The following is a 13,910-nucleotide window of genomic DNA, read 5'->3' as shown; positions in this document are numbered from 1 at the left end:
CCGCCGACGAGGTGGATAGGCACGGAAGAACATGCTGCCAGTACCGTGGGCGCGGACACGGAGGTAAGCATGCGGGGCACACGGACGGTGGTGGCGACAGCCACCACGTTGGCCGTGGTGCTCGGCGGGACATACCTGCTGCTGCCGCCGATGGGCTCGGATCTCGCCGCCCAGGTGGCGCGCGCCGATTTCTTCGCCGCCCACGGCGCCACCCCGGTCGACCTACGGTGGTACGGCGGGGTCAACCAGTTCGGCTACAGTCTGCTCTCCCAGCCGGTGATGGCGCTGCTCGGCGTCCGGGTGACGGGGGTGCTCGCGCTGGTGGCGTCGACCGTCGCCTTCGCTGCCCTGCTGTGCCGGGTTGACGTACCCCGGCCGTTGACCGGCGCTCTGGTGGGGGTGGTCACCCTCGCCGGCAACCTGGTCGCCGGCCGGGTCACGTACGGGCTCGGGGTGGCCTTCGGCCTCGCCGCCCTCCTCGCACTCACGCTGCCGGCCGGCCGACAACGACTCGTGCTGGCCACGGCGGGAGCGCTGCTGGCCGCCGCGACCAGCCCGGTGGCCGGGCTCTTCGTCGGGCTCGCCGGTGCCGCGCTACTGCTCGGGCGCCGCTACGTTGACGGCCTCGCCCTGGGGCTGGCGGCAGCACTGCCGCTCGGGTTCACCGCCCTACTCTTCGGCGACGGCGGCTGGATGAACATCAGCCGCACCGACACCGTGCGGGCGGTGGGGAGCAGCCTGCTGGTGGCGGTGCTGGTGGCGTACCGGCCGGTGCGGATCGGCGCGCTGCTCGCCGCGGCCGGGGTGCTCGCGGCGGCGCTGCTGCACACCCCGGTCGGCCTGAACGCGACCCGCCTGTCGGTGATGTTCGCGCTCCCCCTGCTGGCCGGCGCCGCAACCGTCGGCAACGGCCGCTGGTCGCCGCGGCACACCGGCGAGGGAACTCACCTCCGTTGGCCGGCCCGACCCGTTCCCCCCGGCGGCACCGGGCGCAGACGACGGGTCAGCGGCGGGCTCACCCTGCTCGTCCTCCTCGCCGCCGTGTTCTGGTGGCAGCCGCCGGTTGTCCCGGCGGACCTGCGCAGTACCACCGATCCGGCGGCCCGCCCCGCCTACTTCGCGCCCCTGCGCGACTTCCTCGCCACCCGACAGCTCACCGGGCGGGTGGAGATCCCACCGACCCGCACCTATCGGGAGTCGGCGGCGCTGGGCGAGGTCCCGCTGGCGCGGGGCTGGCTGCGGCAGGCGGACATCGACCGCAATCCGCTCTTCTTCACCACGGTCCCGGGTGCCACCGGCACCGCGGTTCCGCTGACCGCCCAGACCTACCACGACTGGCTGCTGGCAAACGCGGTGCAGTTCGTGGCCGTACCCGACGCGCCACTGTCCTGGGTCGGTCGGGCCGAGGCGGAGTTGGTCCGCGACGGCCTGCCCTATCTGCGCGAGGTGTGGTCCGACCCGCGTTGGCGGGTCTGGGCGGTGGCCGAGCCGACACCCCTGGTTGGCGCCCCCGGCACATTCCTGCGGGCCGACGGCGCGACCGTGACGTTCCGGACCGACGGGCCCGCCACGGTCCCGGTACGCGTCCGACACAGCCGCTGGTTGACTGCCACCGGCGGCACCGTCACGGCAGCCGGCGAGTGGACCGCTGTCACCGTCCCGCGCGCCGGGGTGTGGACACTCGGCAGCTGAGGAGAGCCGCCGCTCGCCGCCCCGCTGACGGCGAGGCCGTCGGGTCTGCTGCGTCCCGGCGCGCCCGGGGCCGTCCTCAGAGCTCGAAGACGCGTTGCATGGCGGCACGGGAATGGCGACCGGTGCGCAGATAGTCGTCGAGGAACTCACCCGGATCCTCGTGGCCGAGGAGCCGAACCACCCCCGCCAGCTCCGCCCCGTGCCGAGGAAGCTGATCAGCAGCCCGGCCGCGCACCAGCATCAGGGCGTTGCGGACCTGCGCGGCGAGCGTCCAGCCGGCCGCCATCGCCGCGGCGTCGTCCGGGTCCACCAGGCCCGCGTCCCGGGCTGCCGTGAGGGCATCGAGGGTACGCGTGCCCCGCAGTTGGGGCAGTTGCCCGGCGTGCCGGAGCTGCAGCAGCTGCACCGCCCACTCGACATCGGCCAGCCCGCCCCGACCCAGCTTGGTGTGGGTGGCCGGGTCGGCGCCCCGGGGCATCCGCTCGGTCTCGACCCGTGCCTTGATCCGCCGGATCTCGACGACCTGCTCCCAGGTCAGGCCCGCCTCCGGATGACGTAGCGGCTCGACCAGCGCCAGGAACTCGGCGCCCAGTTCCTCGTCACCGCAGACGAACCGGGCCCGCAGCAGTGCCTGCGCCTCCCACACCCGCGACCAACGGGCGTAGTACTGCTGGTAGGCGGCGAGGCTGCGGACCAGCGGCCCCTGCCGCCCCTCGGGGCGTAGGTCGGCGTCAACGCCGAGCGCCGGGTCGGGCGCGGGCATCCCGAGCAGTCGACGTAACTCCTCGGCGATCGCCCGCGCGGCGGCGCTCGCCGTGCTCTCGTCCATCCCCGCCGGCGAATCGTGGACGAAGAGTACGTCGGCGTCGGAGAGATAGTTGGACTCGTACCCGCCGAGCCGACCCATGCCGATCACGGCGAAGCGTAGACCCGGCATCAGCGGCTGGGCCGCCCGGGCGGCCCGCAGGGCGGCGGCCAGGGTGGCGTCGGTGACATCCGCCAGCGCGGTACCGACCGCACCCACGTCGGTCAGGGCCGGAGCGGCCCGCCCCTGCGTGCTGGGCGGTGACGGGGCCAGCGAGCCGGCCCGGCTCAGCACGTCGGCACAGGCGAGGCGGAGTAGCTCCCGACGGCGTAGCGCGCGGACGGCCCGGATCGCCTCCACCGGGTCGCCGGCGTGCCGGGCCGCCGCCGCCGCGAAGCCCTCGCAGAGCACCGTGCGGGGCCGCGGGGCCAGCTCACTCTCCTGCGCGAGCAGGCGCAGCGCCTCCGGCTCGCGGGCGAGCAGGTCGGTGGCGTACCGGGAGGAGGAGAGCACGCGCGCCAGCCGGCGGGCCACCGGCCCCTCATCGCGCAGCAGGCGCAGGTACCAGGGGGTGCTGCCGAGCTTCTCGGAGACCTTCCGGTAGCTGAGCAGCCCGCGGTCCGGCTCGGGAGCGTCGGCAAACTCGCTGAGCAACACCGGCAGCAGGGTGCGCTGAATGGCCGCGGTGCGACTGACCCCGCCGGTGAGGGTCTGCAGGTGGCGCAGCGCCCCGGCCGGGTCCGCGAAGCCGAGGATTTCCAGCCGGTTGCGGGCCGCCGCCGGGGTGAGTCGCAGCCCGTCGGCGGGCACCCGGGCGACCGACTCCAGCAGTGGCCGGTAGAGCAACTTGGCGTGCAGCCGGCGTACCTCGGTGGCGTGGGTGAGCCGCTCGATTCGGAACGCCTCGACGGCGCTGCGTCCCGGTGCCGCCGAGTAGCCGAGCGCCCCCGCCAACCAGCGCAACGCGTCCGGGTCGGTGGGTACGGTGTGGGTCCGGCGCAGCCCCTGCAACTGCAGCCGGTGCTCGACGGCGCGCAGAAAGTGGTAGCCGCGCAGCAGCGCCTCCCCGTCCACCCGCCCGACGTAACCGCCGCTGACCAACGCCCGCAGGGCGGGAATGGTGCCCGGCACCCGCAGCGCCTCGTCGCCGCGGCCGTGCACCAGCTGCAGCAACTGCACCGCGAACTCGATGTCGCGCAGCCCACCCGGGCCGCGCTTGATCTCGCGCTCCTGCTCCGCCGGCGGAATATGGTCGATGATTTTGCGCCGCATGGCCCGGACATCCTCGACCGCCTCCGGGCGCTCCGCGGCCCGCCAGAGCAGCGGCGCGAGCTGCTCGATCCACTCCTGGCCCAGCGCCAGGTCACCGGCGGCCGGCCGGGCCTTGAGCAGCGCCTGAAACTCCCAGGTCCGGGCCCACCGTCGGTAGTAGGCGAGATGGCTGGCGAGGGTACGCACCAGCGGGCCCCGCTTGCCCTCGGGGCGCAGCGCGGCGTCTACCGGCCAGGCGACCAGGCCACAGACGTGGATCAGGCGGGTGGCGATGGCGGTGGCCGCGGGGAGGTCGTCGTCCTCGGCCGCGACGAAGATCACGTCGACGTCGGAGACATAGTTCAACTCGCCGCCGCCGCACTTACCCATCGCCACCACGGCCAACCGTGGCCGAGGCGTACCCTCCGGCAGCTCGCCCTGCGCGAGGTCGTAGGCAGCGGTGAGAGTCGCATCGGCCAGCGCGGAGAGCGCGGCCATCGTCTGCTCCATGTCCCGATTGCCGGTCAGGTCGGCCGCGGCGATCCGGAGCAACGCCAGCCGGTACGCCGACCGCAGCTGGGCGACCGACGCGTCCCCGCCGGTCAGCGGGAGCCGGCCATCGGCAGTGGGCGGCAGTCCGTCCGGGGTGCTCCGGAGGTCCGCCCACTGGCCCGGGTTGGCGACCAGGTGGTCGCCGAGCGCCGAGGAGGCGCCGAGGACGGCGACCAACCGCCGCCGTAGCCCCGGGTCGTCGTACAGGTCGGCGAGGAGCCCAGACGCGGCACCGATACCCACCGGGTCAGCGCCATTGGCTGTCCCACCGGCTCCCGCGGCCCGATGTTCGGCCTCCACCAGCCGGTGCAGCTGGCGCAGCGCCAGGTCCGGATCGGCGGCCCGAGACAGCGCGGCGAGTAGCTCCGCCGCCCGCTGGTCCACGGGTTCCTGCGTCTCCGGCTGCCACAGCGCCAGACCCGTGGGGCCGAGCAGGTCCCCCGCACGGGCGCTGTTGTCGCTGGTGCCGAAGCCGTAGCGGGCGAGCCGTCCCGCGGCCCGGGTCGGCCGTTTCATTCCTGCCCGAGCAGCGGCAGGCTACGGCGGGCCCCCTCGTCCAGCTCGCCGCGAGCCAGGGCGGCGAACCGCGCCGCGAAGGGCTGCCAGACCTCCTCGACATCAACCATCACCGCGGCGCAGGCGGCGACGACCACCTCCGGGTCGTAGCCCAGCTCGCCGAGCAGGGTCGAATCCGCCACCCAGTCGGCGATCATCGCGGTGTCGCATTCGACATGGAACTGCAGGCCCCAGGCCCGGTCACCGAGGCGGAAGGCCTGATGCGGGTAGCGGGTGGAGGCGGCGAGCAGGGTCGCCCCGACCGGCAGCTCAATGATCTCGTCGGCGTGCCACTGGAACACGTCCGGGATCAACGGCACGTACTTGAAGAGCGGATCCGTCTCGGCAGCGTCCCGGCGGCCCACCACCGCGGGACCGAGCTCCGGCCCGGACTGGCTGCGCTCGACCGTCCCGGCGTGCGCGGTCGCGAGCAGTTGCGCGCCGAGACCGATCGCCAGGGTCGGCACCCGGTGCCGGACCGCCTTGCGCGACAACGCCTCCACCTGCGGGAGCCAGGATGCCGACGGCTCGCCGTCGGGGAGTGGGTACGCCTGCTGCCCGCCGCCGAGGACGACCAGCGCCGCGTATCCGTCCAGGTCGGGCGGGAGCTCGTCGCCGGCGTGCGGCCGGGCGACATGCAGCCGCAGCCCGGCTTCGGTCAGCCACTCCCCGAGCCGACGCGCGTCTTCGGTCGGGTCATTCTCGATCACCAACGCGGTTGCCACGCCGTCGAGGCTATCCCGTGCGACCACCAGAAGGCTGGTTAGGCTCGACTGTTGTGATCACCGACGAGGTACTCCGTCCGCCCGCGCTGCGGCCGGGCGACACCGTGCTCCTGGTGTCGCCGTCCGGACCCACCCGGCCGGAGCGGGTCGCCCGCGGCATCGAGTTGCTGACCAGCTGGGGTCTGCGGCCGGTGCCCGCCCCGAACGCGTACGCCCGGCGGGGCTACCTCGCCGGCGCGGACGAGCTGCGGGCGGCGGACCTGAACGCCGCCTTCGCTGACCCCGTCGTCCGAGGGATCATCTGCACCCGGGGCGGGTACGGTGCGCAGCGCATGGTGGACGCGATCGACATGGCCGCCGTACGCCGGGACCCGAAGGTGGTGGCCGGCTTCTCCGACATCACCGCCCTCCAGTTCGCGCTCTGGCGGGGTGCTCGGCTGGCGGGGCTACACGGCCCCGGCGCGGCGTGGCGGGACGAACGGACGGCGTTGGGCTCCGCGCAGTCGCTGCACGCTGCACTAACCACTACCGAACCGGTGACGGTGGCCGCCCGGGAGGACGAGGAGACCTTCCGCGTCCGGGTCCCGGGCCGGGCCAGCGGCCGGCTGCTCGGTGGCAACCTCTGCCTGATCGTGGCGTCGATCGGCACGGTGGACCTGCCGGACCTGACCGGGGCGGTGCTGCTGCTCGAGGAGGTACAGGAGCCCCCCTACAAGATCGACCGAATGCTCACCCAACTTCGCCGGGCCGGGGTGCTGGCCGGGCTGGCGGCGGTGGCGGTCGGGCAGTTCACCGACTGCGCCGACGGGTGGGCGGTAGACGTCGCCGATGTGCTCACCGACCGCCTGGGGGACCTCGGCGTCCCCGTACTCGGCGGGTTGCCGATCGGGCACGGGGTGGGCCAGCTCACTGTTCCGGTGGGCACCGAGGCGCTCCTGGACGCGGCCGCCGGCACTCTCACCGTCGCCCCGGCTGTCCGCTGACCCGGCTGTCCGCTGACCCGCCGGAGCAGTGGTCGGTTCGACCGCCCGGGCAGTCGCCCAGATTGCCAGCTGGCTCATAGCGTCGTCACGGTGTTCCTCCAGCGGGCGCGGTCACCGTCGGGCAGGTAACGCACCACCTGACGAGTTGGAGGATCATCATGTCCCGCACGATTCGGAGGAAGCACCTGCTGGCCGGGCTCGCCGCGGCGGGCGTGCTCGGCGTCGGCGTGGCCGCACCGACCATGGCCATGGCCGCTGACAACACCTCGCCCTCCCCGAGCGCCAGCGCCGACGCCGACGCCGAGAAGGGCACGAACAAGGCGCAGCAGCGCTCCGACCGGCAGGCCGCGTTCGCCGAGGCGCTCGCCGAGAAGCTCGGCGTTGACGCGGACGAGGTAACCACGGCGCTGGAGGAGCTGCACGAACAGCGGGCGGCCGATCGGCCCGGGCGGGGCGACCGGTCCGAACGCCCGGACTCCGCCGACCGGCAGGAGGCGCTCGCACAGCGTCTGGCGCAGGCGGTTGAGGACGGCAAGCTCACTCAGGAACAGGCCGACGCGATCAGTGCGGCGGCCGAGGCCGGCGTCCTCCAGGGCAAGGGCGGGCACCGCGGACCGGGCGCCTCCATGGGTACGTAGTTCGACCCGCCCGTTCGCGGGAACGAGCCGCAGCACCTCGCCCGCACCGCGGCCAGAGCCGGAGATCACAGCGAGAGGTAGTGCTGCCGCTCGTACGGCGTGACCTCGCGGCGGTACTGCTCCCACTCGGACCGCTTGTTGCGCAGGAAGAAGTCGAAGACGTGCTCGCCGAGCACCTCGGCGACCAGTTCGGAGCCGGCCATCACGTCGATCGCCTCGGCGAGGTTCTCGGGCAGCGGCTCGTACCCCATCGCCCGACGCTCGGCGCTGGTCAGCGACCACACGTCGTCCTCCGCGCCCGGCGGTAGCTCGTACCCCTCCTCGATTCCCTTGAGGCCGGCACCGAGCATCACCGCGAAGGCCAGGTACGGGTTGGTCGCCGAGTCGGGCGACCGGACCTCAACCCGGGCCGAGTTCGGCTTACCGTAAGCCGGGACCCGGACCAGCGCGGAGCGGTTCAGGTGCCCCCAGCAGACGTACGCGGGGCTCTCGGTGACCCGGTTCGGCAGCGCCTGTGGGAAGAGCCGTTTGAACGAGTTGACCCACTGGTTGGTGACCGCCGTGTACTCCCGGGCGTGCACCAGCAGACCGGCGATGAACGCCCGGCCGATCTTGGAGAGTTTCATCGGGTCACCAGCGTCGTGGAACGCGTTGCGCTCCCCCTCGAACAGCGAGAGGTGGGTGTGCATGCCACTGCCCGGCTGGTCGGTGAAGGGCTTCGGCATGAAGGTGGCCTGCACGCCGGTGGAGAGCGCCACCTCCTTGACCACGTGCCGGAACGTCATGATGTTGTCGGCGGTGTTCAGCGCGTCGGCGTAGCGCAGGTCGATCTCCTGCTGACCGGGGGCGACCTCGTGGTGGCTGAACTCGACGGAGATTCCGATGCGTTCGAGCGCGAGTACCGCCTGTCGGCGGAAGTCCCGGGCGACCGCGTGGGTGGTGTGCTCGAAGTAGCCGCCCGTGTCGACCGGGATCGGCACCGAGCCGTCGGGGGCCCCATCCTCCAGCAGGTAGAACTCGATCTCCGGATGGGTGTAGTAGGTGAAGCCCTTCTCCGCTGCCCGGGACAACGCCCGCCGCAGCACGTGACGCGGGTCGGCCCAGGACGGGCTACCGTCGGGCAGCAGGATGTCGCAGAACATCCGGGCGCTCTCGCCGCTGACCCCGCCCTCGAAGGGGAAGACCTGGAAGGTCGTCGGGTCCGGCATCGCCACCATGTCAGACTCGACGACCCGGGCGAACCCCTCGATCGCCGAACCGTCGAACCCGATGCCCTCCGCGAAGGCGGACTCCAGCTCCGCGGGGGCCACCGACACGCTCTTCAGCGTGCCCAGCACGTCGGTGAACCACAGCCGGACGAACCGGATGTCTCGCTCTTCCAACGTACGGAGGACGAACTCCTGCTGACGGTCCACTTCCACCCCTCACGACCCTAATGTCCGCCTTCGGCCCGCAGACGACCCGGCCTGGCCGACCAGTCTCCTCCGGCCTCGTTACGCCGACGTTACGCGACCTTCCCGCGCCGGCACCGGCCTGTCCCATCCCCACCACAACCGACGGAAAGCGCCTCTCCCCGCACGCGCCAGACCCGGCTCGGACCGCTGCGGCAAGATAAGGACATGACCACCCTGCGTCTCGCACTCTGCCAGGTCAACCCGATCGTCGGCGACCTCGCCGGCAACGCCACCATCATCCGCGAATGGGCCCGCCGCGCGGCCGACGCCGGCGCCCAACTGGCCGCCTTCCCGGAGCTGGCCCTGACCGGCTACCCGGTCGAGGACCTGGTCTTCCGCCGCTCCTTCATGACGGCATCGAGGGCGGCGCTGGACGGACTCGCCACGGACCTCGCCGCAGACGGGCTGGGCGACCTGCCGGTGGTGGTCGGCTACCTGGACGCGGACGGCCCACCACAGGTCAACGGCGACGCCGAGCCGGGGCACGGGGCGCGTAACGCGGCGGCCCTGTTGCACGGCGGGAAGACCGTGGCCACCTACTTCAAACACCACCTGCCGAACTACGGCGTCTTCGACGAGGACCGCTACTTCGTGCCGGGCGATACGCTGTCCGTGATACGAGTCGGCGGGGTGGATGTCACGCTGACCATCTGTGAGGACCTGTGGCAGGTCGGGGGGCCGTTCGCCGCCGCCCGGCAGGCCAACGTCGGCCTCGTCATCAACATCAACGGCTCACCGTACGAACTGAAGAAGGACGACGTCCGGCTCCCACTGGTCCGGCGCCGGGCCGCCGAGGCCAAGGCGACCATCGCGTACGTCAACATGGTCGGCGGCCAGGACGAGCTGGTGTACGAGGGCGACTCCATGATCGTGACGGCGGAGGGGGAGCTGCTCGCCCGGGCGCCGCAGTTCGTCGAGCACCTGCTGGTACACGATGTGGATCTCCCCGCCGCCGACGACGGTCCGCCCGCCGACATCGAGCTGGCCGACGGTATGCGGGTACTCCACCGCCACGTTGATTCGCTGCCGGCCACGCCCACCGAGAAGTCCGCAACTGGTGACCTCATCGAACCGGCGGCCGACGAGGCGGAGGTGTGGCGGGCGCTCCTACTGGGCCTGCGCGACTACGTCGACAAGAACCGCTTCCCCTCGGTGGTGCTCGGCCTCTCCGGCGGCATCGACTCGTCGGTCGTCGCTGCCCTGGCGGTGGACGCGCTCGGTGCGGACCGGGTGGTCGGGGTGTCGCTGCCGAGCCAGCACTCCTCCGCGCACTCCCGGGAAGACGCGGCGGAGTTGGCCAAGCGCACCGGCCTGGACTACCGGATCGAACCGATCCAGCCGATCGTCGACACCTTCCTGGCCAACCTGTCGCTCTCTGGTCTCTCGGTGGAGAACCTCCAGGCCCGGGTCCGCGGGGTGATCCTGATGGCCCTGTCGAACCAGGAAGGCCACCTGGTGCTCACCACCGGCAACAAGAGCGAGCTGGCGGTCGGCTACTCCACCCTGTACGGCGACTCCGTCGGCGGCTTCAACCCGGTCAAGGACGTGTGGAAGACCCTGATCTGGCAGCTCGCCCGGTGGCGAAACGCGGAAGCGGTCCGGCGCGGCGAGACCCCACCGATCCCGGAGAGCTCAATCAACAAGCCCCCGTCGGCCGAGCTGAGCCCCGGCCAGCTGGACTCCGACACGCTGCCCGAGTACGACCTGCTCGACCCGATCCTCATCGGCTACATCGACAGCGACCTGGGACGGGACGGGCTGATCGAGGCCGGCCACGACCCGGCGCTCGTGGACCAGGTGCTGCGGATGGTGGATACCGCCGAGTACAAGCGGCGCCAGTCCGCACCCGGCACGAAAATCTCGATGAAGGCCTTCGGGCGAGACCGCCGCCTGCCGATCACCAACCGCTGGCGCGAGGACGGCCGAGTGGCCGGAGTAGCGGAGCGGCTCGGGGGCGAATAGGTGGCTCGGGGCGGAGGGGCACCTCCGGCGGGGGCGGGTGAACGACCCGGGAGTGACATCCTGCACTGCCCCCTGCCGCGAACCGCCGTGCGGGTGCGACGATCGCGGCAGAGCCCGGGGACCGCGTACGCGGCCTCGAGGAAGGAGAAACCATGCTGGAATCCAGCCCAGCCGAGGTGACCGCCCTCTACGGCGGACCGGCAACCCGACGGGTCCGCGCCCGTGACCTGCTCGCCGCGAAGGAGCGCGGCGAGCGGTGGGCGATGCTCACCTCGTACGACCAGTACACGGCGGGGATCTTCGACGCCGCCGGCATCCCGGTGCTGCTGGTCGGTGACTCGGCCGCGAACAACGTCTACGGCTACGACACGACGTTACCGGTGACCTCGGACGAGCTGCTGCCCCTGGTCCGGGCCGTGGTCCGGGCCACCCGGCAGACGCTGGTCGTCGGTGACCTGCCGTTCGGCTCCTATGAGGAGGGCCCCACCGCGGCCCTGCGCACCGCCGTACGGTTCATGAAGGAAGGCGGCTGCCACGCGGTCAAACTGGAGGGTGGCCGCCACTGCGCGGAACAGATCGCCGCGATCGTTCGAGCCGGTATCCCGGTGATGGCGCACATCGGCTTCACGCCGCAACGGGAACACACCCTCGGTGGTTACCGGGTCCAGGGCCGGGGCGACACCGCCGAGGAGGTGCTCGCCGACGCCCACGCGGTCGCCGAGGCGGGGGCCTTCGCGGTGGTACTGGAGATGGTCCCCGGCGACGTGGCGAAACGGGTGACCGCCGAGCTGACCATCCCGACCGTGGGCATCGGCGCCGGTCCGGACACCGACGCCCAGGTGCTGGTCTGGCAGGACATGGCGGGTCTTCGCACCGGCCGGCTGCCCCGCTTCGTGAAGCGCTACGCGAATCTCGCCGACACCCTGGGCGAGGCGACCCGTCGCTTCGCCGACGAGGTCCGCGACGGCGGTTTCCCCACCACCGAACACACCTTCTGACCGGCCTGGCGGTGGCCCGGCCAACACCGGGCCGCCACCGACCGGCCACTCAGGGGAAAGGGTGAAGTTCTTGTTCGTGCTGAAGACAAGCTTCTTCCGGGCCTTGCTGATCCCTACCGCCGTCCTCGCTCTCACCGCCTGCGGCGGCGAAGAAGCCTCGGAGCCAGCCGCCTCCGAGTCGAACTCCCCCTCAGCGGCCTCCTCGTCGGCCCCAGCCGCAGCTGCGGCCAAGAGCGACGAGGAGGTTTGCGAAGCGGTGGTGGCAAACCTGAAGACCTGGAAAGAAGCCATGATGGAGACTGTCATGGCTGACGATGAGCTAACGGACGAAGCATTGACTGAGATCTTCAGCGAGCTGGCGACGGGAATGACCGAGATCGCCGCCGCCGGCAGCGCCGACAGCGAGGTCACCATCGCCATGCAGGCGCTGAGCGCGGAGGCCGAGAAGATGGTTGCCGACCCGAACCTGATGGAGGGAACGGACAACCCCGCCTACGAATCGGCTGCCGAAGCCGTCACCGAGGCTTGCCAGAAGGTCGGCGTCGTAGTCGAATGACGGCGATCTGATCAACAGGCCCGGGTGGCCGTGGGCTGACCAGGGTAATGCCGCTCGTGGGCTCCGCCGGGATTCCGGCGGAGCCCATACTCATCGCCCACGTCCACCCACAACCCGGCGATAGCAGGCTCCTACCCGGAGCTCACCGCCTTGACGGACCTCCATATCGGGGGTCGATCCGAGTAACATTCCCTTTCGTGCGTAAGACAACTCTCGTCCAAGCTCTGCTGGTCCCCGCCGCTGTCCTTGCCCTCACCGCTTGCGGAGGGGACGACCCGGAGCCGACAGCATCCGGGACACCGACGACCGACCCCACGACGGCCTCTTCCTCGGCGCCACCTGCGGTTGCCGCCGGCAAGGGCGACAAGGAACTCTGCGAAGCGGCCAACGAGGTCAGCTTGGAGCTCCGGCAAACCCTGCTCGACGCCGTGTCGGCAGGCCAGGAGCCGACGACGGAAATGTTCCAGGAGATCTTCACCGGGTTGGCGACGGAGTTCGCCACCATCGCCGCCACCGGAGAGGCCGACAGTGCGGTCGCCGCCGCGCTGACCACGTACAGCGAGGAGGCCGGCAAGGCGGCTGCCGCCGCGAGCCCGGAAGCCGCCGACAACCCCGCCTTCGACAAGGCCACCGACACCGCCACCGAGGCCTGCCAGGCGGTTGGTGTTTCGGTCGATTTCTGACCCCACGGCAACTGGGGCTGACCGACGAACATCCGCCAGTCAGTTAGCTATGGCCCGGTAGGACGTCCGTGCGGCCCGCTGGAAGCCCAGCGGGCCGCACCACAAGCCCAGCGGGCCGCACCACGTTTCGCCCAACCTCCGAACGCTGCTCCGATGGAGGGGCGGATCCGTCCGGGCCCACGCCACCCTTCAGAGGTCGGTGACGCGGATACCGGCGTGGGCCTTGTACCGCTTGTTGACGGCGATCAGGTTCGCCGTGAAAGCCTCGATCTGGTGGGCGTTCCGCAGGCGACCGGCGTAGATGCCACGCATGCCGGGAATCCGGGCGGCGAGAGCACCGACAATGCCAGCCAGTTCCCGCTCCTCGGTGCAGATCAGCACGTCCAGCTCGATCCGATCGATCTGCGGATCCGCCAGCAACGGGGCACTGACGTGGTTGAACGCCGCGCAGACCCGGGACTGCGGCAGCAGCGCGGCAGCCTGCTGGACGGCGCTGCCCTCCGCCACGGTGAGGGCATACGGGCCCTGCTTGTCGAAGCCGAGCGGGTTGACGCAGTCGACAACAATCTTGCCGGCGAGGGGTTCGGCGAGCGCGCCGACGATGCTGGCGTGGCCGTCCCAGGGCACCGCGATTACCACGACATCGCTGCGCCGGGCGACGTCCTCGTTGGCGGCCCCGGTGACGCTCGCGCCGGCGGGCATCCCGGGCAGGGCGGCGATCTCCGCAGCGGACTGGGCAGCGCGCTCGGCCGAGCGGGAACCGATCAGCACGGTCTGGCCGGCACGGGCGAACCGGTAGGCGAGACCACGCCCCTGGTCGCCCGTGCCGCCGACGATACCGACAGTGAGCCCGGAGACATCGGGTAGGTTGCTCGCGTCGTAAGCCATGCGAACATCCTCGCAAACGGCCGATGCACGAGCAGCAGTCGATGCTGTGACAATCCCCGCTGGGGTCAGGCCCGCTCCACCGGAATCCACAGTTCGGACTCCGCGGTCGTGCCGTCCGCCGCGACACTGCTGCGGGAGATCTCCGGACCCGGACGACTGCGGTACGGG

11 protein-coding genes are annotated in these 13,910 nt (G+C 71.7%); 7 read left to right on the top strand and 4 right to left on the bottom strand.

Annotated features, from left to right (window positions below):
• The first annotated feature begins 69 nt into the window (after positions 1-69).
• Positions 70-1,692, top strand: coding sequence for a hypothetical protein (locus AC1UKG_RS09545; RefSeq protein WP_018813754.1), 1,623 nt, complete (start codon positions 70-72; stop codon positions 1,690-1,692).
• Between the two features lie 76 nt (positions 1,693-1,768).
• Here AC1UKG_RS09545 and AC1UKG_RS09540 read toward each other — a convergent pair whose 3' ends face one another.
• Positions 1,769-4,816, bottom strand: coding sequence for a bifunctional [glutamine synthetase] adenylyltransferase/[glutamine synthetase]-adenylyl-L-tyrosine phosphorylase (locus AC1UKG_RS09540; protein ID WP_018813755.1), 3,048 nt, complete (start codon positions 4,814-4,816; stop codon positions 1,769-1,771).
• The gene (locus tag AC1UKG_RS09535) at positions 4,813-5,607 is read right to left on the bottom strand and encodes a type 1 glutamine amidotransferase (protein ID WP_018742946.1); all 795 of its coding nucleotides are present in this window, start codon (positions 5,605-5,607) and stop codon (positions 4,813-4,815) included. The genes AC1UKG_RS09540 and AC1UKG_RS09535 overlap by 4 nt, the downstream gene beginning before the upstream one ends.
• A 26-nt stretch (positions 5,608-5,633) precedes the next feature.
• Here AC1UKG_RS09535 and AC1UKG_RS09530 point away from each other — a divergent pair, with 26 nt between their 5' ends.
• On the top strand, positions 5,634-6,563 hold the full coding sequence (locus AC1UKG_RS09530; protein ID WP_018742947.1) for an LD-carboxypeptidase: 930 nt from the start codon (positions 5,634-5,636) through the stop codon (positions 6,561-6,563).
• Between the two features lie 158 nt (positions 6,564-6,721).
• Positions 6,722-7,201 (top strand): hypothetical protein, encoded by a 480-nt coding sequence (locus AC1UKG_RS09525; RefSeq protein WP_018742948.1) that lies wholly within the window; start codon positions 6,722-6,724, stop codon positions 7,199-7,201.
• 65 nt (positions 7,202-7,266) lie between these two features.
• On the opposite strand, the gene glnA is transcribed toward AC1UKG_RS09525, so the two are convergent.
• The gene (gene glnA / locus AC1UKG_RS09520; protein WP_018742949.1) at positions 7,267-8,616 is read right to left on the bottom strand and encodes a type I glutamate--ammonia ligase; all 1,350 of its coding nucleotides are present in this window, start codon (positions 8,614-8,616) and stop codon (positions 7,267-7,269) included.
• Positions 8,617-8,820: 204 nt separating this feature from the next.
• On the opposite strand from glnA, the gene AC1UKG_RS09515 reads away from it, so the two are divergent.
• The 4 genes from AC1UKG_RS09515 to AC1UKG_RS09500 all read left to right on the top strand — a co-directional run bounded on the left by AC1UKG_RS09515 (position 8,821) and on the right by AC1UKG_RS09500 (position 12,854).
• Positions 8,821-10,617, top strand: a complete 1,797-nt coding sequence (locus AC1UKG_RS09515; protein ID WP_018742950.1) for an NAD+ synthase — start codon at positions 8,821-8,823, stop codon at positions 10,615-10,617.
• Between the two features lie 152 nt (positions 10,618-10,769).
• A complete protein-coding gene (panB, locus tag AC1UKG_RS09510; protein WP_018742951.1) occupies positions 10,770-11,615 on the top strand; it encodes a 3-methyl-2-oxobutanoate hydroxymethyltransferase in 846 nt (281 codons plus the stop codon).
• A gap of 76 nt (positions 11,616-11,691) precedes the next feature.
• A complete protein-coding gene (locus AC1UKG_RS09505) occupies positions 11,692-12,171 on the top strand; it encodes a hypothetical protein (protein WP_026271252.1) in 480 nt (159 codons plus the stop codon).
• A gap of 197 nt (positions 12,172-12,368) precedes the next feature.
• Positions 12,369-12,854, top strand: coding sequence for a hypothetical protein (locus tag AC1UKG_RS09500; RefSeq protein WP_018742953.1), 486 nt, complete (start codon positions 12,369-12,371; stop codon positions 12,852-12,854).
• 189 nt (positions 12,855-13,043) lie between these two features.
• On the opposite strand, the gene npdG is transcribed toward AC1UKG_RS09500, so the two are convergent.
• On the bottom strand, positions 13,044-13,742 hold the full coding sequence (npdG, locus tag AC1UKG_RS09495) for an NADPH-dependent F420 reductase (protein ID WP_482641675.1): 699 nt from the start codon (positions 13,740-13,742) through the stop codon (positions 13,044-13,046).
• Positions 13,743-13,910 lie beyond the last annotated feature (168 nt).

Source organism: Salinispora sp. CH2A1_6 (assembly GCF_056820975.1).
Note: the sequence above shows the minus strand (reverse complement) of the source record. Positions and strands in the feature narration are given on the sequence as shown.